This is a genomic window from Dyadobacter luticola (assembly GCF_005860805.1).
GTDB classification, from domain to species: domain Bacteria; phylum Bacteroidota; class Bacteroidia; order Cytophagales; family Spirosomataceae; genus Dyadobacter; species Dyadobacter luticola.
On the sequence record NZ_VCEJ01000002.1, the window covers coordinates 1,930,766 to 1,950,131 of the forward strand.

The 19,366-nt window shown below is 46.1% G+C and carries 18 protein-coding genes; 1 reads left to right on the top strand and 17 read right to left on the bottom strand.

Features of this window, described 5'->3' with window-relative positions:
* Positions 1-239: 239 nt before the first annotated feature.
* The 17 genes from FEN17_RS08090 to flxA form a co-directional block, all read right to left on the bottom strand.
* Complete coding sequence (locus FEN17_RS08090; protein WP_138364759.1) at positions 240-2,462, bottom strand: sodium-translocating pyrophosphatase; 2,223 nt, start codon at positions 2,460-2,462, stop codon at positions 240-242.
* 150 nt (positions 2,463-2,612) lie between these two features.
* Complete coding sequence (locus tag FEN17_RS08095; RefSeq protein ID WP_138364760.1) at positions 2,613-3,782, bottom strand: DUF2062 domain-containing protein; 1,170 nt, start codon at positions 3,780-3,782, stop codon at positions 2,613-2,615.
* Between the two features lie 18 nt (positions 3,783-3,800).
* Positions 3,801-4,157, bottom strand: a complete 357-nt coding sequence (locus FEN17_RS08100) for an ApeI family dehydratase (RefSeq protein WP_138364761.1) — start codon at positions 4,155-4,157, stop codon at positions 3,801-3,803.
* An 11-nt stretch (positions 4,158-4,168) separates the two neighbouring features.
* Positions 4,169-4,801 carry a flexirubin biosynthesis/transport protein LolA2 gene (lolA2, locus tag FEN17_RS08105; protein WP_138364762.1) on the bottom strand — a complete coding sequence of 211 codons (633 nt, stop codon included), beginning with the start codon at positions 4,799-4,801 and terminating at the stop codon, positions 4,169-4,171.
* The gene (locus tag FEN17_RS08110; protein ID WP_138364763.1) at positions 4,788-5,558 is read right to left on the bottom strand and encodes a polysaccharide deacetylase family protein; all 771 of its coding nucleotides are present in this window, start codon (positions 5,556-5,558) and stop codon (positions 4,788-4,790) included. The genes lolA2 and FEN17_RS08110 overlap by 14 nt, the downstream gene beginning before the upstream one ends.
* On the bottom strand, positions 5,548-6,483 hold the full coding sequence (locus FEN17_RS08115) for a beta-ketoacyl synthase chain length factor (RefSeq protein ID WP_138364764.1): 936 nt from the start codon (positions 6,481-6,483) through the stop codon (positions 5,548-5,550). The genes FEN17_RS08110 and FEN17_RS08115 overlap by 11 nt, the downstream gene beginning before the upstream one ends.
* Positions 6,484-6,491: 8 nt before the next feature.
* Positions 6,492-7,676 (bottom strand): beta-ketoacyl-[acyl-carrier-protein] synthase family protein, encoded by a 1,185-nt coding sequence (locus FEN17_RS08120; RefSeq protein ID WP_138364765.1) that lies wholly within the window; start codon positions 7,674-7,676, stop codon positions 6,492-6,494.
* Between the two features lie 4 nt (positions 7,677-7,680).
* On the bottom strand, positions 7,681-7,938 hold the full coding sequence (locus FEN17_RS08125; RefSeq protein WP_138364766.1) for a phosphopantetheine-binding protein: 258 nt from the start codon (positions 7,936-7,938) through the stop codon (positions 7,681-7,683).
* Positions 7,939-7,959: 21 nt separating this feature from the next.
* Positions 7,960-8,586 (bottom strand): hypothetical protein, encoded by a 627-nt coding sequence (locus FEN17_RS08130; RefSeq protein WP_138364767.1) that lies wholly within the window; start codon positions 8,584-8,586, stop codon positions 7,960-7,962.
* Positions 8,583-9,665, bottom strand: coding sequence for a beta-ketoacyl-[acyl-carrier-protein] synthase family protein (locus FEN17_RS08135; protein ID WP_138364768.1), 1,083 nt, complete (start codon positions 9,663-9,665; stop codon positions 8,583-8,585). The genes FEN17_RS08130 and FEN17_RS08135 overlap by 4 nt, the downstream gene beginning before the upstream one ends.
* A 20-nt stretch (positions 9,666-9,685) precedes the next feature.
* Positions 9,686-10,099, bottom strand: coding sequence for an acyl-CoA thioesterase (locus tag FEN17_RS08140; RefSeq protein WP_138364769.1), 414 nt, complete (start codon positions 10,097-10,099; stop codon positions 9,686-9,688).
* Between the two features lie 19 nt (positions 10,100-10,118).
* On the bottom strand, positions 10,119-10,538 hold the full coding sequence (locus FEN17_RS08145; RefSeq protein ID WP_138364770.1) for a hotdog family protein: 420 nt from the start codon (positions 10,536-10,538) through the stop codon (positions 10,119-10,121).
* On the bottom strand, positions 10,538-11,404 hold the full coding sequence (locus FEN17_RS08150) for a lysophospholipid acyltransferase family protein (protein WP_138364771.1): 867 nt from the start codon (positions 11,402-11,404) through the stop codon (positions 10,538-10,540). The genes FEN17_RS08145 and FEN17_RS08150 overlap by 1 nt, the downstream gene beginning before the upstream one ends.
* Positions 11,405-11,406: 2 nt before the next feature.
* Positions 11,407-11,673 (bottom strand): phosphopantetheine-binding protein, encoded by a 267-nt coding sequence (locus FEN17_RS08155; RefSeq protein ID WP_138364772.1) that lies wholly within the window; start codon positions 11,671-11,673, stop codon positions 11,407-11,409.
* A gap of 194 nt (positions 11,674-11,867) precedes the next feature.
* Positions 11,868-13,085 (bottom strand): beta-ketoacyl-[acyl-carrier-protein] synthase family protein, encoded by a 1,218-nt coding sequence (locus FEN17_RS08160; protein ID WP_138364773.1) that lies wholly within the window; start codon positions 13,083-13,085, stop codon positions 11,868-11,870.
* A 2-nt stretch (positions 13,086-13,087) separates the two neighbouring features.
* A complete protein-coding gene (flxB, locus tag FEN17_RS08165) occupies positions 13,088-13,819 on the bottom strand; it encodes a flexirubin biosynthesis SDR family reductase FlxB (RefSeq protein WP_138364774.1) in 732 nt (243 codons plus the stop codon).
* Positions 13,816-15,345, bottom strand: coding sequence for a flexirubin biosynthesis tyrosine ammonia-lyase FlxA (gene flxA / locus FEN17_RS08170; RefSeq protein ID WP_138364775.1), 1,530 nt, complete (start codon positions 15,343-15,345; stop codon positions 13,816-13,818). Before flxA ends, flxB begins: the two co-directional genes overlap by 4 nt.
* Before the next feature lie 146 nt (positions 15,346-15,491).
* On the opposite strand from flxA, the gene FEN17_RS08175 reads away from it, so the two are divergent.
* Complete coding sequence (locus FEN17_RS08175; protein ID WP_138364776.1) at positions 15,492-19,337, top strand: trifunctional MMPL family transporter/lysophospholipid acyltransferase/class I SAM-dependent methyltransferase; 3,846 nt, start codon at positions 15,492-15,494, stop codon at positions 19,335-19,337.
* Positions 19,338-19,366 lie beyond the last annotated feature (29 nt).

Here is a 19,366-nt window from a genome sequence, read left to right on the forward strand (position 1 = left end):
TGTTCCGCCAGGCAAAGCCTGGTTACGAAGACATCAACAAAAATCGTTCCCTGAGTTAATATCCTCCTCGGTAATCAAATCAGTATCCGGCAGAGATTCCGAAAGTTTCTGCCAATGGTCAGTGTTTCCATAATTTTTACTTTACGATAATTTATTGATTTACCTATCAAACAAAAAAACACCCCACAAAAAAAGACCCCGACCAAATATGGCCGGGGTCGATTTCTTAACTTGATAATCTATTTCAAAACCTTAGCCTGATGAGAGGCAAAAAGCTGATCGGCCTTAACCTGCGCTTTCTCCGCAGTCACTTTTACCTCCGTTTTTATTTTCAGATTCATACTTTCCGCATGTTTGTTTGTACCAATGTGTGGCGCGATAACCAGCGACACGATGGACATGAGTTTTATCAGAATATTCATGGATGGGCCGGAAGTATCTTTGAAGGGATCACCTACGGTGTCACCCGTTACAGCCGCTTTGTGCGGTTCTGATTTTTTATAAAATGTCTCGCCATTGATCACAGCGCCTTTTTCAAAAGACTTTTTAGCATTGTCCCAGGCTCCACCGGCATTGTTCTGGAAAATCCCCATTAAAACACCCGAAACCGTAACCCCTGCCAGTGTTCCTCCCAATACTTCGGGACCAAACAGGAAACCTACGAGTACCGGCACAATCAGGGCAATCAAACCGGGCGCTACCATTTCGCGGATCGAAGCCTGCGTAGAAATGGCAACGCACTTTTCATATTCGGGTCGGGCAGTACCTTCCATGATCCCCGGTATTTCACGGAACTGGCGGCGTACCTCTTCAACCATTTTCATGGCAGCGCGGCCTACTGCGGCGATTGCGAGCGAAGAAAATATGAATGGTATCATCGCGCCCACGAACAATCCTGCAAGCACATTGGCTTTGTAAATGTCTATGGAATTGATCCCGGCAACTCCGCAGAATGCTGCGAACAATGCCAGCGAAGTCAATGCTGCTGAGGCGATTGCGAAACCTTTTCCAGTTGCCGCCGTGGTATTACCAACCGCATCCAGAATATCGGTACGCCCGCGCACCTCTTCGGGTAAATGTGACATTTCTGCAATACCACCTGCATTATCAGCAATCGGGCCGAATGCATCGATTGCGAGCTGCATCGCAGTGGTTGCCATCATCCCGGCTGCGGCAATCGCAACGCCGTACAGACCTGCAAATTCATAGCTTATAAAGATACCCGCAGCCAAAACCAGGGTCGGGATCACCGTCGATTCCATACCTACCGACAGACCGCCGATAATGTTGGTCGCGTGGCCTGTTGAAGATTGATTTACAATCGATTGCACCGGTCTCTTACCCATCGCCGTGTAAAATTCCGTTACCATCGACATAATTGCACCCACAATAGAACCAAGTAAAATAGCCAGATACACATCCATGGAAGTGAAATCCACGCCGCGAATCGTTAATGTTCCTTCTGGCAACATCCAGATAGTCAGCGGGTAGCTTACAACCAGAACAATAATGATCGAGCCCCAGTTACCGCGGTTCAAAGCGCCCTGGACATTACCATTATCATCACCAACACGTACCAGCAGCATACCAATGATGGAAGCGATCAGCCCCATTCCGGCAATGACCATCGGCAATAAAATCGGCGCGATACCACCAAAATTATCGGTTCCCTGCGCCACAATTTCACGTCCTAAAACCATGGTTGCGAGGATCGTAGCCACATAAGAACCGAACAAATCCGCACCCATACCTGCCACATCACCCACATTGTCACCTACGTTATCCGCAATGGTTGCAGGGTTACGCGGATCATCTTCCGGGATACCCGCCTCTACTTTACCCACAAGGTCAGCACCAACGTCGGCTGCCTTTGTATAAATACCACCGCCCACGCGCGCAAAAAGTGCGATCGACTCAGCGCCCAAAGAAAATCCAGCCAGTACTTCCAGTACTTTTTCCATACCCAGACCATTTACATCGGCCGGGTCAACAAAAACAGAATAAAGAATAATAAACAAACCGCCCAAACCGATCACGGCAAGACTCGCTACGCCTATACCCATCACAGAACCTCCTGTAAATGAGACCTCTAATGCTTTTGTTAAGCTTGTGCGCGCAGCCTGTGTGGTGCGAACATTGGATTTGGTGGCGATGTTCATGCCGATATAGCCGGCAAATGCAGAGATAAATGCCCCTACAACGAAAGAAATCCCGATGAAAGGACTTGAATTTTCTACCAGTGTACCTGAATAGCCTAATAATATACTGACAATGATTCCAAAAATGATGAGTACGCGCCATTCGGCTTTGAGGAAGGCAAGAGCGCCGTCAGCGATAGCGTCTGCAATTTCTTTCATCTGAGGGCTCCCCGAATCCTGCTTGACCACCCAGCCTCGTTTAAAGAACATAACCAGCAAGCCAATTAGACCCAGTGCTGGCACTAAATAGGTAATGTTACTCATGCGCGTTACAGTATTTGGTTAAAGGTTTTTTAATTCCGTAAATATAGAGAATGAGACCTCATAACAAAATCTGAAAAGGCGAATTTTTGATTAATTCGTATAGATTTTATGAAAATTTGTAGAAGTGACAATATGGCTGCGGGTGTCGATCTATACTTCTACGCGCTTTTTGCGCAGCATGGAGAGGAATAAGTAAGAAATACCGAAGCTCAAACCCGCCATCGCAAAAGCCAGGATCGTTCCGCCGATTAAATATTGTACGAAATTGACATGGATGGATTTCAGCGACAGGTCTTTCATTGATTCCAGCTGCACACCCTTTTTGTAAAACAACCCGCCGAATTTGTAGCTCCCGAAAATGATAAATGGAATAAAAGGCGGAATGCTGATATTGGCCGCCGTGAGAAACAGTACCTTGTTCATTTTGAAATAGATCGAAAGCGGGATACCTACCAAAAGCTGAAAGCCCCAGATAGGCAAAATGCCCATAAAAAAGCCAAATGCGATCGACCGAGCCTTGCTTACATTTGATTCCTTGGGCTTGATCGCCTCGCTTTTGATCGTTTCCCAAATGCCTTTTTCGCGCAGTTGTACCCACAGCCTCTTGGGAAGATAGTAGAGCAATGTGAGGACGACGAGCCAGGTGTTGAGGATGCTGATCCTGGTAAAATCCCGCCATGGCCGGAAATGCGTAACCCGCTCATTTTTATCGTAAATCACCTGAATGTTGACGGACAGGATAGGTATATTTTTCCAGGCAAGTTTTACAATCACCTCAATCTCAGTCTCAAACTTGGTTGTAAAAAGCCTGGTCGTTTTAAGTGGTTCCAGTGGGTAAAGCCTAAAACCTGTTTGTGTATCAGGTAATGTCAGCCCGGTTTCAAATTTGAACCAGAAGTTCGAAAACTTATTTCCGAAAGAGCTCTTACCTGGTACCCCCTCCTGCTGCATGTTCCTGGAACCCATCAGCAATGCGCCCGGATCTTGCGCCGCTGCTTCGATAAAAATCGGAATGTCGGAAGCTAAATGTTGCCCGTCAGAATCGATCGAAATCGCATTTTTATAACCCAGCCTGATCGCTTCCTTGAACCCTTTTCGCAGAGAATAACCTTTGCCCCGATTTTTTTCATTGTTCAGGATTGTCAGGCGGTTTCCATATTGAGATAAAATATCCGCCGTAGCGTCGGTGGAACCGTCATTAATGACAATAACATCCTGCTCGCCAGCATATTGTAGCACACTGTCGATGACCCGTCGAAGTGTTTTTTCATTATTATAAGTGGGAATAATGATGCAGCACTGAATGTCTGAGAGGGTCATAAAAAACGTAGATCGGGGCTATAAGTAAGTCGCCTGCATTTTGAAGAAAGTTACCCCGCCGAAGTCACCTGACGCCACAACATCCAGACTTTCAGACTCTTTATATTTCAATTGAATATTGATCACCGGAGTCTTATTCGGATCGAGCACTTCGAGAAATTTGCAGGTCCTGATTTGTTTTAATGTAACATTTCTGTTGAGCTGCCTCTGCAAAACTGCTTTCACGAAACCGATTTGAACAACACCAGGAGTGACCGGCGAGCCAGGAAAATGCCCCTGGAAAATCCGGTGACTAGCATTGATGAGTATCTCTGAAATAACACCCTCTGCTGTTGGGGCAATGTTCTGAATGTTGTATAAGTCATTTTCCAGCATTTCAATATCCTTTATAAATCCTGAAATAGGCTATCCTTGATTTCCTGGTTGAACTTCTCGTTTTGGAATTTCATCACACTTTTATCACCGCTTTTTTCAAAAAAAGAGAGCTCTTTCAAATGCAATGTGTTTTTTGAAAAGACCAGCGAGATCTTTTGGTAAACGTTTTTGAGCCTTCGGTTCACCGGCGTCAGCATGATTTGATACTGATCCGCACTTTCCAGCGCCGCCAGGGAAAATGCTTTATTTTGCTGGAAATCTCCGTTCACTAAACCGATCATCAGCTCTTTGATCTGCGCCGCCATTCGGCCAGCTTGTCCAACGTTTTTCTCCTTTCCAGCTTCCTGGACGCGTAATTTATCACCGTTAATTAATATCACGTATTTAACCGGCGACCTCTGCTCCCAGCGCATTTTGTCTTTCTGTTTATAATAAAAAGCGCCAGAAGACAACTCCGGTTCCTTCAAAACCGCCAGATATTTCTCCTCCGTGAAAGATGCCTGTATAGAATTGGTGGACTGCGAGGTCTTCTGCAATTCGGCTAAAACTTTATCCGGATTAGCGACCGGCTTGAATGTTTGTGCCTCCGACCGAATACATATCAGGCTGGTTAATAACAGAAAAATCAGCTTAATTCTGATCATAAGGTTCTTTCTGGATAAGTTGGTGCAATGGCACAATCTTGTGTCCCTTTTGCTGGCAATGTTCGATGATATCGGCCAGCGAATCGGCAGTTACTTGCAGGTGATCGTGCAGCAGAATGATGTCGCGCGCGTTCAGTTCGGAAATGATCTTGTTGATAATCTGGTATTTATTGTTGGCCCGCGTGTCCAGACTCCGCAGTGACCAGCCTATCGAATCCAATTGCAATTCTTTCAAAACCGAAGCATATCTTGGATTGGTCACGCCAAACGGCGGCCGGAAAAAAAGTGGCGTCTTACCAATCACATCCCGGATTACCTCATTGCAATGTGCGAGGTCATTCTTCAATTTTTTGCTTGAAAAAAATCCGATCAGATAATGATGGCTGAATGAATGATTGGCGATAACATGGCCTTCTTCATGAATCTGGCGAAGTAAGTCCGGGTATAAAATTGCATTTTTTCCGATCACGAAAAAGGTCGCTTTGACGCCTTTTTCTTTCAATATTTCCAAAACCTTCGGTGTTGTTTCAGGATTCGGCCCATCGTCGAAAGTGAGTGCAATACCCTTTGTTTTACCGACATTAACCGATTTCAGGAAATAATTCGACTGGATTTTGAAAGAACCGTAAGAAGTCGCGCCGATATAAAGTAGGATGATCAGGATGAAAACCGGCCATAAAAAATCCGTCTCCCAAAAAATGATTCCACTCAGGGCAAAGACAGTGATCGCGGCGAAGGTAACAATGTTATGCTTCAAGGGATTGGACGAGCATTAAGCCTAAATTATTTTTAATCAGCGCATTATAAATCAAAACATTCCTGATCGGCTTATTTTGAGCTATCGAATCGACGGCATAATGTAACGCAAAAGATGATGCCGTGGGATAAATGCCTGAAAAATCTGTGTAATCAATACATTTCTCAGTATCTATTTCGGCGAACTCCGACAAGTTACCCGCATACAAAATCAGGTCCAGCGCTTTCAGATCAACGTTGTTATCCTTCAAAAACTTGGCCGTAGCATCTTCCACATTACTAACCAAGCCCCAGGATTGCGCATCACTGATTTTTGCCAGGCTACCCGACGTTTTTTCATTTGAAACAACAAAAAAACTCGCACCGGAAGTAAGCTGCTTTTCCTGGTAAACATGCAGACGATGAGCGACTTCTGACAAAAATTCAATGTGTTCGTCCGCAGCTCCCACAAGAATATTTTCTTCGCCTTCGGCAAGCAGCAGCATCGCGTCCTGCAAAGCATGTTCAAAAGACAAGGTATTTTGGGTGTGCGTCATGTTATAGCCATGATTTCCAATGCTTAAAGAAATCTGGCCGCCCATGGTATTGTGGGTAGATTGGATAAATGAAGTTGGCGGAAGGAGGCCTTCGATTGTGATGGAATTGTTCAGAAACTTCTCAGTATCAAGCAAACAACCTAACCCGGTACCAACGATGATCGCGCCCGGCTGCTCAATTTCAGCTTGTTGAATACATTCCTTCGCGCAAGCCACGGACATGCGCAGAATTTTGCTCATTCTTCTCAGCAAACCCGCGTCGATGTATTCTTTATATTCCGGATTAATAAGTGCTGACGATTCGCCCAAAACTTCCAGCAATGCTGAAAAACCGGCATTTTTGAATGTTGGCTGGTGAGAAATCGTCGATGCTGCGGAGATGTAAGCCACTACGAATGTTAAATATGCCCTGTAAAAACCAGGGATGAATTATTTCCTCCGAAACCGAAAGAATTGGAAAGTACGGCGGTGACCGGTCTGTCGGTCTGTAAGCTAATTATCGGTACTAAGCCGGTTTCAGCGATTGGTTCCTGGTAGTTCAGGTTTGGATAAATCATTTGATTTTGAATCGCCAAAACCGAAAATACCGCCTCTATCGCACCCGCAGCCGCCAAGGTATGTCCGGTAAAACTTTTGGTAGAGCTAAATGCCGGGATCTGTTCACCAAAAATATTCTTTAAAGCCACCGATTCTGACAAATCATTGTTTTTCGTGCCGGTACCGTGGGCATTTACATACGTGATCTGATCTTTTTTTATACCGGATTTCTTGATCGCGTGATCGATAGCCAAAGTAGCGCCGGTACCTTCGGGAGAAGAAGCCGTCTGGTGGTACGCGTCCGCAGCATTAGCCCAGCCGCTTACATAGGCGATGGTTTTGTTGCCGGAAAAGGCAATACTTTTTTCGTTTTCCAATAACAAAAATGCAGCACCCTCTCCCAAATTCAGTCCGCTGCGCGACTCGTCAAAAGGCCTGCACCACTGATCGTCGTAAATCATCAAAGACCGGAATCCATCGATCGTAAACTTCGTTAAAGCGTCACTTCCACCGACCAAAACACGGTCCAGTTTGCCTGCAAGCAGCATTCTGGCACCCAGCATGATCGCATTTGCGCCTGAGGAACATGCCGTAGAAAGTGTGTCAATGTATCCTGATATGCCTAAATGCCGTGCAATTCTCTCTGTGGTGTTACCACTGTCATGCGTCTTTAACAGTGTAAAGTCAGGATCGGATTGTGCAAGATAATCTTTGTAAAAATGCTCCGTCCGGTCCATGCCGCCTACCGAAGTTGCTGAGATAATTCCAGTGCGAAGTTGTTCCGAATGTTCATTTTCGCCCCAGGCTTCTCGCGCAGCTTTTAAACCCAATAAGGAAGTTCTTGAAACGTTTCCGGCGCCCGTCCCAAGTTGCTCTTTCAAGTCATTACTGGAAATCTTTACCTCTCCCACTAACAATTCGCGACCGGCATCCAACAAAGTTATCCCGCCAATTCCCGATTTGCCTTCCCTTAAAGAAGCCAGATTTTCAGCGACGGACAGCCCGATGGCAGAGACAATTCCAAGACCGGTGATGCGGACGCCCATTTGATCAGCCTTTTCTTTTTTGAACGTACGCGGCCATGGTATTGATGGTCTTGAACGCATCCTTGCCCTCATCCGGATTAGTCACCTGAATACCGTGGTATTTTTCCAGTAAAACGATGAGTTCCAGCGCATCGATCGAATCCAGGCCAAGACCTGAATCATTGAAAAGTAGTGCGTCGTCAGCAATGTCGGCCGGGGTGATATCTTCCAGGTTAAGCTGTTCTATGATCTGCTTTTTCAGATCCTCTTTTAAATTGTCCATCCGTTGAATGTTGTGCCTTAATTAGTTATGAATGATTTCAGGACCGGCGATATTCGAAAGGTTTTCTATATTAAGTTCCGGCTTGCCCGTCCCGGCCTGTTCGATCAGGAAAAGAAATGCGTGGATCTTGTCCCCTAAAATTTCGAGCCACCCACAAAGCGCTGTTTTTGAGCCTGTCGAAAACAGGATTTGCGTGTGGGTGAGGAAAAAATCAGGAGTGAATTTAGGCAAAACAGCAAACATATTTTCGCCGTACCATTTATTCAAAATCGCAATTTCACCCAGGACAATGTTCGGTAAAGTGTATACAAAAAGCGAGGGGCTTGGGGCGCCATTATGTTCGTAGGAATTGATAAAACGCAAATCTGTATCCGCGCTCGACGATTTGTTGGCAAAAATGAGGGCGATTTCGTCATCCGCATAATCATTTACAATGTATGGAGCGGCACGTTTGATCAGCTCGGACGCCAGATATCCGGCCTGGGAGAGCGTATCCATTTTGTAAAATTTGGGATAAACGAATTCCTGCGCCTTGTAAATCTGCTTGAACCACGCATCTTCCGAACTTTTGTCCAGCGTAGCAACCAGCTCTCCATTGACTGAACAGACATTTTCGCGCAGGTGACAATATGCTGTGATGAAACTCATAAACTCCTGATGATCAGTGAAGCATTTCCGCCTCCAAAGCCCGATGCCGTTTTCAAAACTGTATTCAGCTCTTTCTGCCGGTTTTCTGTAATGATATTCAGGCTCCTAGAAGTTCCCGTTTCGCCAAAACCGACACTTTTCAGCAAGGTACTATTTCGCATCATTTGCATCGAAGCCACTGTTTCGATTACCCCCGCGGCACCCAATGTATGACCGAAATAACCTTTCAAACTATTGAGTGGAATGTGACTTAAACCCGCCCGATCAAAAGCAATCGCTTCCATTTCATCATTAAAAACAGTAGCCGTGCCGTGAGCGGAAATAAAATCGATTTCTTCACCGCTGATTTGATTGGCATTCAATGTCTTGCCAATACTTCTGAAAAGTCCCTCTCCGGTCCGCGATGGGCCCGAAATGTGGTTCGCATCATTGGCGCTGCTGCCGGTCAGTAAATGTAGGGGAGATTCTGAGAAGATACTTTTTTCGGCCGAAACCACCACCGCGCCGCAGCCTTCACCCAATGTAATTCCGTTTCTGGCAGCATCGAAAGGTTTGCAGGGCTGGTCACTGATTGCAAAGAGCGACTGAAAACCGTACACGACAAAATCGGAAATGACATCGCAGCCAATGACGACGGCGTGATCGTAAATTTTATTTTTGACAAGATTTCCCGCAACATTAATCGCTAAAACACCTGAAATGCAGGCATTTGAAATAACAACCGGCTGGTTGGCGAGCTTAAACTCTTCCACCAACATTGCGGCGGGTGACTGAAACTGGTCTGTAACATTGACGTCCAGCGCACCTTTGGTCGAGCTTAAAATGACAATCGTCCGCTCCGAGCTAAGTACATTCCTGTCAATTTTCTCAGCAATTTGAGATAACGCTCTAATAGTCAATGCAGTGAACCGACTTTCGGCTGCATGGTTCTGAATACTGCCCAGGAACAAATTTTCATCATTATATCCCGCTGCGTTCACTTTCGTAATGCCCGACCGGTTTTCCGACAGCGCACGCCAGTTTTCTTCGGTGGTTTCCCCCAGCGGACTAATGATGACTTCTGCGCCTATATAGGACATTGAGTATTTTGTAATCTGGTCTAAACCTTATTTTTTTCCTTCCAAAGCCTGTAAAAGTCCGGCGTCAGCAGTTCCAGCGTCCGGCTTTCCTTGTCCAGAAAAACCTGCATCGTTTTTCCCACTGCGGACAACTCTCCGGTAGTAATGTTCCAGACTTCGTATTCAAACTGAATTTTGGCAGACTTGGCTGCCACATACCTGGTAATAACCTTGATCGCCTGCCCATAGTATACCGGCGCTTTGTGATCGATCTCCGATTTGACGATCGGCGTAAAGTATCCTTTGTCGAAAATCGTAAGATATTCCAGTCCGTAAGCCTTGCCGAAAGCCTCGCGACCGTCTTCAAAAAATTTGAGGTAATTCCCATGCCAAACTACTCCCATCGCGTCAGTTTCACTAAATCGTATATCAATTTCGATTTCCGAAGCAATCATATTTTTCCATGTTAAGGGGTTATCCAGTCACGACAATCTTCATTTCACATCCGAGCAATATACGCCCTTCCATGAAACTTTCCCCTTTAACAAGATAAATATTTCCTAACTGGTGCATGGGTGTCACCACCGTCTGAATCGTGGAATTTACCGTTGGCAGGCCGAAAACTTCCAGCTTGCTGATCGCCCCGATGAAGCCAACTTTCGGCTCTCCCTCCCCCTCCCGGTCGAGGTAACCAAATGATGCTGCGCAAGTTTGGGCAATGTTTTCGATCAGACCCGACTCTTGTAAAAAACCGTTTTCAACCAGCACATTGTCTTCTTTTACAAAAAGATCCGACTCGAATCGTTCCGTCGTGGCGCTGATCAAATTATCGATCATTATGAAAGGTTCGCGGTGCGGAATGTATTGGGTGATGGCTTCTTTGGGTACGAGCATCAGTTGAAAAAATCAAAATAGTTGAACCATTGCTCCGGGTAAGCCTTCACTTTTCGTTCGAGTTCCTCCACGTATAACCGGGTAATTTCTTCGGGTTTCATTTTCGTCGTGATAGGCTTGGTCGAGCTTAAATGATAGCTGTATTTTCCATTTTTTGCTGCAAACACAAATGTTACCGGCGCATTGAATTTGCTGGCAATGATAAAAGGCCCGTACGGAAACTTCGCCTTTCTTCCCAGGAAATCGAGCTCAATGTATTTGGAACCGTCGAGATACCGGTCGGAATGTATCGCAACAAGCTCATTGTTCACCAGCGCATTACGGATCGAGATAATGTGTGAAAGATCATCCTTAATCGCAATGACTTTAAAACGCGAGCCGCCGGTCGACAACTCCATGAATTTTTTAATGTTCTCCACTTCGGCGTCGAGCATCACAATGTTGATCGTCGGCGTGATGCGGCCTTTGAGCAGGTTACCGGCTGTTTCCCAGTTTCCCAAATGCGCGCTCAGCAAAATACCGCCTTTGCCTTGGTCACGGATATCGATCAGATACTGCTCATTTTCAAATGTGTGGGTAAATTGTCGATCCTTCCCCAGCAGAAACGCTGCCCGATCGACCAATGTCTGGCCGAAAATATAGAAGTTCTTGCGCACCAGTTTGTTAGCCTGGTTATGCGAAATGTGAAGGGTATTTTTATAAAAATCGAAAAGCGCTTTTTTGGGTTTACGGGCGAACAAAAAGTAGTAATATGTTACAACCCGTAAAAGAAGGTAGGCAAAATTGAGCCCGAGGAAATTGATAAAAAACAGGAAGATCTTGTAGCCGGTTAAAGACCCTCTGGTCTTCCCATCCCAACGACTCATTCCTACAATGCCAGTTTCCTGCCGACCAGTCGATAGAAATCTCCGAATGTAGAAATTTCCTTAAAATCCTCGCCTGTAAGCTTGACGTTGAGGTTTTCTTCAATGAGCACCACCAGGTCCACGTAGTCAAGACTATCGAGATCCAGTGTGTCTTTCAGATTGTTTTCAGGAAGAATCAGATTCCGGTCTACCTCAAATTCCTCAGATAAAAAATCTCTGGTTTCTTCTATTACTTCGTCCAAACTCATTTTTACGTCGTTAGCATGCATGGCAGCAAAATTAGTTTATTCTGACTGATAGTTTAAAAATATTCCTAAATTTTAAAATATTACGACAAGCACACACAATAATCTACGGCAAAAATCATTGCAGCCCCATCGACTTTCAGGGAGAACAAAACTAACAAATAAGGGATTGCAGAAAGTGCCGCTTGAGAAGTATTGCAAGTGCCCGGAAATGTCGGTCAAACTTTTCTTAGGATCAATGTGGAGTTGGTACCGCCGAAGCCAAAGGAGTTGGAAAGCACGCAGTCCATGTTTTGCTCGCGCGTTTCGGCTATAATGTTGATCTTCGCGGAATCCTCGTCTGGATTCTCAAAATTGATATTCGGCGCGATAAAGGAGTTTTGCATCATCAGGATCGAGTACACAATTTCGCTCGCCCCAGCCATCCAGCATTCGTGCCCGGTCATAGATTTGGTGGAGCTGACCGGTACTTTTTCTCCGAATACTTCAAAGATCGCCCGTGCCTCGCTCCCATCGCCTACCGGTGTGGAAGTGGCATGCGCATTGATATAATCCACTTCATTCGTCTGAATACCAGCTTGTTTCAGCGCCATGTTCAGCGAACGGATCTGTCCGTCGATACTCGGATTTGAAATGTGGTCACCATTTGACGAAAAACCGTAGCCGATCAACTCGGCCAGGATCGGTGCGCCTCGGTTAATGGCCGATTCGTAAGATTCTAAAATTACAGTTGCCGCACCGCCGCTGGGGATCAGGCCGTCGCGGTCACGGTCAAATGGTCTTGATGCCTTTGCCGGTTCGGATTCACGGACTGAAAATGTACCCAATCCATCGAAACTGGCCATGGAAGCGGCATTGATTTCCTGCGCCCCGCCGCAGATCACGCGGTCCTGCAAACCCTGACTGATCATCAGATACCCCATCCCGATGGAGTGGGAGCCCGACGCGCAAGCCGCGCTCAATGTAAAATTGATGCCTTTAAGCTTGAAAATCGTAGAAAGGTTCATGTTCACGGTGCTATTCATATTCTGAAAAATAGCTCCGCTGCCAATCAATGTTGTATCGTGCTTTTCTTTGGCTTTATCGATCGCCTCTACGACGGACGCCGCTGTGCTATCGTTACCATATATAATGCCGGTTTCCGTTTTTTCCAGAAAATCAATGTCGAGGCCTGAATGTTCCAGCGCTTCCTTGGTGGCCATGTAAGCGTAAATCGCCGGCTGGTGCATGCCTACGCGCTGTCTTCGGGAAAGGAAATTTTTAAGATCCGGCTCCTTCACCATGCCGGTCAGGGCCGACCGGAACCCAAAATCCTTCCGACTTTGGTCAAAAATAATACCGCTTTTGCCTGCATACAGCGATTTTGCAACTTCTTCCAGGTTTTCGCCCAGACAAGAATAAATTCCAATACCGGTTATGACAACGCGCTGGCTCATGGTTACGAATAAATACCTCCGTTGATGTTGATGACCTCGCCGGTAATGTACGCGGCTTTGTCCGAAACGAGGAAGCTCACCAGATGCGCCACTTCCTCCGCCTTTCCGAAACGGTTCATGGGGATCATTTGTTTCAATTCCTCTTCATTCAAATCTTTGGTCATATCGCTGGTGATGAAACCGGGCGCTACCACATTTACCGTAATCTTGCGTTTGGCTACCTCCTGCGCCAGTGACCGGGATGCTGCAATGATCGCTCCTTTCGCCGCCGAATAGTTCACCTGACCGGGAACACCTTTCAGGCCCGATACCGAGGCAATATTCACGATCCTGCCTGAACGTTTACGCAGCATTTGCTGGATCGCGTTTTGAGTAACATTAAAAAGACCTTTCGCCGAAACGTCCACCACATCGTCCCAATCCTTTTCCGGCATCCACATAAACAACCCGTCGCGGGTAATTCCGGCATTGTTGACCAAAACACTGATGGTCTTGTCTTCGTTTTTTTCCTTCCAGCCGTTCAGCGCTTCATCGACTTCCGTCTTGGTCTGAACATTGAATTGCAGTAACTCCCCACTTCCGCCAACTGACTGAATTTCAGCCAATGTTTCCTCCGCCGCCTGCTGGTTTGAAGCGAAATTCACCAGGATATGCAGCCCGTGGTCTTTCGCGAGTTGAACTGCGATCGCCCTGCCCAGTCCTCGGGAAGCACCGGTAACCAATGCGCAGCTCATAATTGAAATGGAGTTTCTTTAATGTATTCGTAAACGGCCGCAATACTCTCAGCCTGAGGCACATCTTCTTTCACAAAATGTGCTTTTGTCCTGATTTGCCTGTACACAGAAAGTGCATTGGGAGATAAACCTTCCTTTTCCTCAGGATCGAGCAGGTCGATCGCCTGGCAGATGGCCATTAAATGGATCGACATCACCTGAAATGAATTTTCCAATACCTGCTTTGCCAGCACCGCACTGTTTGTTCCCATACTCACAATGTCCTGATTATCATTGTTATTAGGAATGCTATGCACATAAACCGAGTTGGAAAGCGCCTGATTTTCGGCGGTAGTGGAAGTTGCGGTAAACTGTACACCTTGAAAACCAAAATTCAGTCCCCAGGTACCCGCATTCAAAAATGGGGGAAATTTATTGTTCAGCTTGCTGTTCATCAGGAAGTTAAGCTGCCGCTCCATTAGCATGGAGAGTTTGGTCAGCACAATTTTAACTTTATCCATTTCCAGCGAGATATAGTCGCCATGAAAGTTTCCGCCATGGAAAACATTGTCGTCTTCGGGACTGACAATCGGGTTATCATTGGTCGAATTCAATTCATTCTCAACCACTTCCTGCGCATAAAGTAAGGTATCGAGTATCGGTCCCAAAATCTGGGGTACGCACCGGATCGAATAATACTCCTGGATCTTCCGCTCAAATTCTTTCCGCTGCATCGCGGTATCATCTTTGAACAATTCTTCGCGGCTGCGGATCATTTTACTGCCCGCCACAAAATCCCGCATTTGCTGCGCAATCAGCTGCTGACCTTTATGATGTTTCACCGCATTCAGTTCTTTTGAAAAGGAATCATCAAATGCTTCAATCACTTCATTTAGCATGGAAGAAGCTGCTACGGCCCACTGCATCAACCTTTTAGCATAAATCAAATTGATAGCCGCGATACCCGTCATGCAGGAAGTACCATTAATCAGACCGAGGCCGTCTCGCAGCTCCATTTTAAGCGGCGCAATGTTCTTCTCAGCCAGTACTTCTGCCGTGTTCCGGCGGATACCATCCTGATACACATACCCTTCGCCGATCAGGTTTAAACCTAAAAGAGATAATTGGACCAGGTCACCGCTCGCGCCGACGCTGCCGTGCTCGAAAATTTCTGGGGTAATGTTGTTGTTCAAAAAAGCAACCAACTGCTTGATCACCGCGGTACTTACGCCCGAGTTGGCCTGTAAGAAAGAGTTAAGCCGCGCCACCATCACACTCCGGGCATAAATGTCATTAAGCGGTTTGCCGATCCCGCTCGAATGGCTGCGGATCAGGTTGTATTGCAGGTTGCTAAGCTTGTCGGTTTCAATGCGGTACTGCGCCATCGGGCCGAACCCGGTGTTGATTCCGTATATAATTTTATCTTTGGAAAAATTCGTTAGAAAGGCAAAGGATTTTGATACTTGATTGAGTGCGTCTTCGGCTAAGATAAATTCCGTCTTGTCAAAAGAATACTGCTCGATCTGAGCTAATGAAATACGATTCATTTAGGGATGGCGTAGTTTTAATAGTGTAAAATAAATCTTTTTTTGCGGTTTTGCCAAGCTATCGGGTCCCGCGTCAGCCGCCGCCCGGACGTTGCCGGATTTGGACATTTCATTAATTTTGTGGCGCACTCACGTTTTTCGTTTCAATGGTCGGAGATTTATTGTTAAGACTGAATCAGTTTCTTTCCCGACATAAAACCGCATTCTTTCTTGGCCTCTCGCTCGTTATTCTAGCCCTGCTCACCGGGGTTGCGCGACTGCGTGTTTCCGAGAGCATTTTTGCCACATTACCAAAAGGTAAAAGCTTCGAGGAGTTCAACCGGCTCGTCGAAAGTAAGAACATTATCAACCAGATCGTCTTTTCTATTGAGGTACCGGCCGAAACCAGCACCGATGAGGCCAGGCTGGTGGCCGAAGCATTTTCAGATTCGCTCAGGCGACATACCAAAGGTTTGATACGCAACATCCAGTCCGAGCGGCCGGATGTGCAGGAAGATGTGTACCAATATGTTTACAGTCATTTTCCACAGCTGATCGGCCCGGAATATTACCGGCATATTCAGTCGCGGCTTTTGCCGGATACCATTCGCCAGTCTGTCAATTCGGTGTATAACCAGCTGATGACACCCGGCGGCTCATTTTTGAAAAAATTCGTCCTCAATGATCCGCTTGGTATTACCGGCCGTTTTTTCCGGGAACTGAATGCCAATAACAATGCGGGCGGGATGATCATGGAAGACGGCATGATGTTCACCGCCGACCGTAAAAAAGTACTGGTTTTTGCCTCCACCGCCTACGATTCAGGGAATTCCGAGCATAATGTGGAGTTGTTTGACCTGACGGAAACATTCAAAAAAAACTGGAACAAGCAGCATCGGTATAATCATTTCACCTATTTCGGCACATTCGAAATTTCCGCCCGGAATGCGATCCAGGTCAAGCAGGATTCTTATTATACATCTTTTTTTGCGCTGGCGGGCATTCTTCTGCTGCTGGTATTCTATTACCGGAAAGTGCTGGTGCCGGTTTACATTATACTCCCCGGGGTTTTCGGTGCCATTTTTGCCCTCGGAATCATTGGCTATATCCGTCCCGAAGTTTCCGGAATTTCACTCGCGACCGGCGCAGTCATTTTCGGTATTCTGCTCGATTATGCCTTCCACTTTTTCACCCATTTAAGGCACACCCATTCGATTCCTACCGCGATCAAGGAAGTGAGCGGGCCGTTGCTGACGGGAAGTTTTACTACGGTAATGGCATTCAGTGCGTTACATTTCGCCAACTCCACGGTTTTACAGGATTTCGGGCTGTTTTCCTCGCTAAGCTTGTTGGGCGCAGCATTGTTTACATTGATCGCGCTGCCGATTATTCTTTCGGCAACCTCCTTTGACTATACCAAAAATGCGAAGCAGGAAAGAACATTTTCATTTCCTGCTATTCCAAATAAATGGCGATCTGCGGTCCTGGGATTTATCGCGGTTTTGACCTTGGTATTCCTCTACTTCGCGCGGTTTACGGAGTTTGACAGCGGTTTCGAAAACCTGAGCATTCAAGATGAAGACCTGCGCGCGCGCGAAGAAGCATTAACAGGATTAAACCCGAAAAAAGAAAAACGGATCTACGTTTTCGCAGCCGACGCTAACCGAAATCGTGCAGAGGAGGCTAATTTCAAGGTGTATGAAAACCTCAGCGCATTGCACCGGAAAGGTCAGGTCAACAGCTTTGTTTCCTCCGGCTCACTGCTGGTACCGCGCGGGTTAAGTCTGGAAAGAAACCGAAAATGGCACGAATTCTGGAATCTCGGCCGAAAAGATTCCACATTTAACATATTGGATAAATCGGCCGCGACCATCGGTTTTAACCGCTACGCTTTCGAAGATTTCAAAGACTGGACTTCGCAGCGCAATCAGGCGTCGGTTTCGCTGGATACCCTTTTCAATGAGCTAGGCATCGATAACCTGATCGATAGCCGGAGCTCCGGGACTACATTTATTTCCACAGTTGTTTTAAATCAAGATCAGCTTGCGCCCGTCAAATCCACATTAAGAAAGATTCCCGGCGTTGAAATTTTTGATCGCGGCGAGCTGGCCGGCGAAATGCTATCGATGGTCAAAAACGATTTTAACTATCTGCTGCTCATCTCAGCCGGAATCGTTTTCCTAACATTGCTGGTCGTCTACGGCCGCATTGAATTAACATTGTTATCTTTTCTGCCGATGGTGATCAGTTGGATCTGGATACTCGGCATCGCGGTGATCTTGGGCATCAAATTCAATTTTGTGAATGTCATCGTCACCACATTCATCTTCGGTTTGGGTGACGATTTTAGCATTTTCGTCACCGACGGGCTGCTCGGTAAGTATAAGTACAAAAAAGATACGCTCCACTCCTACCAGTCGGCCATCGTACTCTCGGCCACCACGACCATCATCGGCACCGGCGTGCTCTTTTTTGCCAAACATCCGGCCATACATTCCATATCACTGATCAGCGTACTCGGCATTCTCTGTATCCTGTTTATTTCCTTCATTTTCCAGCCGGTACTTTTCGATTTTTTTGTCCAAAACCGGATAGCCCGCAAAAAAGCGCCGGTCACTATGCTGCCATTTTTAATCAGCATTTCCAGCTTTACTTATTTTCTTGCAGGATGTCTTTTTCTGCATTCCAAGCTGGTTACCATTCTTTTATTACCCATTTCCAAGTCCCGGAAAAAAGCGATGATCAACAGTTCGCTTTCTTTTTATGCGAAGACCGTGATCTACTCCGGGCCGCATGTAAAAAAGCATTTTTCAGGGCTTGAAAACCTGGACATGAACCGTCCAGTAATTTTTATAGCGAACCATACATCTTTCCTGGATATTTTGCTGGCCATTATGCTGCACCCGAAAATTGTGCTCATGGTGAAAGGCTGGGTGTATAACTCGCCGTTTTTTGGTCCGATTATCCGGTATGCGGGCTATGTCTATACCGACGACGGCCCGGAGGAGAACATTGAAAAAGTAAGACAGCTTGTGAAAGAAGGTTATTCCATCATGATTTTTCCGGAAGGTACCCGCTCCGAGGACGGCCACATTACCCGTTTTCACAAAGGCGCATTTTTCCTGGCCGAACAATTAAACCTTGACATTCAGCCAGTTCTGATCCACGGGGCACATGATGTTTTACCGAAAAATGACTTTTTGATCCGTCCCGGCGCGCTGAACGTACGTGTGTTGCCACGACTGCATTACGCAGGCGAAAAGTGGGGCATGCAGCTCAGGGACAAGACCAAAAATATGACGGCGTATTTTCGTGCGGAGTATGAAAGTTTCAAATCCGAAATGGAAGATGCGACGCTGCTGAAACACAAGATCTTTACCAATTACGTGTTCAAAGGGCCAGTTTTGGAATGGTATTTCAAGATTAAGTGGCGGCTGGAAAGTAAGAATTTTACTTATTACAATGAGCTGATCGGTGACCGAAAGCATATACTGGACATTGGCTGCGGGTACGGTTACCTTTCGTTTTTTTTACATTATAAAAATGAAAATCGCATCATCATCGGTGTGGATTATGACGAGGAAAAAATACAGATCGCGCAGAATAGCTATAACAAAACTGAGCACTTGGAGTTTGTATATCAGGACATTATGACCATGGATATCAGTCGGCAGGACGTCATTTTCCTTAATGATATCCTGCATTATTTGTCTAGGGAAAAACAGGTAACATTGCTTAACCGCTGCGCGGCGGCACTCAATCCAGGCGGCATTCTATTCATCCGCGACGGCATTACGGATTTGCGGGAAAAACATAAGAACACACAGAAAACAGAAGCCTTATCCACCGGTTTGTTTTCATTCAATAAAAAGGAAGAGGAATTTTCTTTCTTTTCGTCACAAGACATTAAAAACTTTGCTGAGCGCCAGCAGCTTGGAGTAGAAATGCAGGAACATTCCAGCAATACTTCCAATGTGCTTTTTATCCTGAGAAAACCAGCTCCGCAAAACTGATACGCACCTTTTTACACTTCGACACCAAT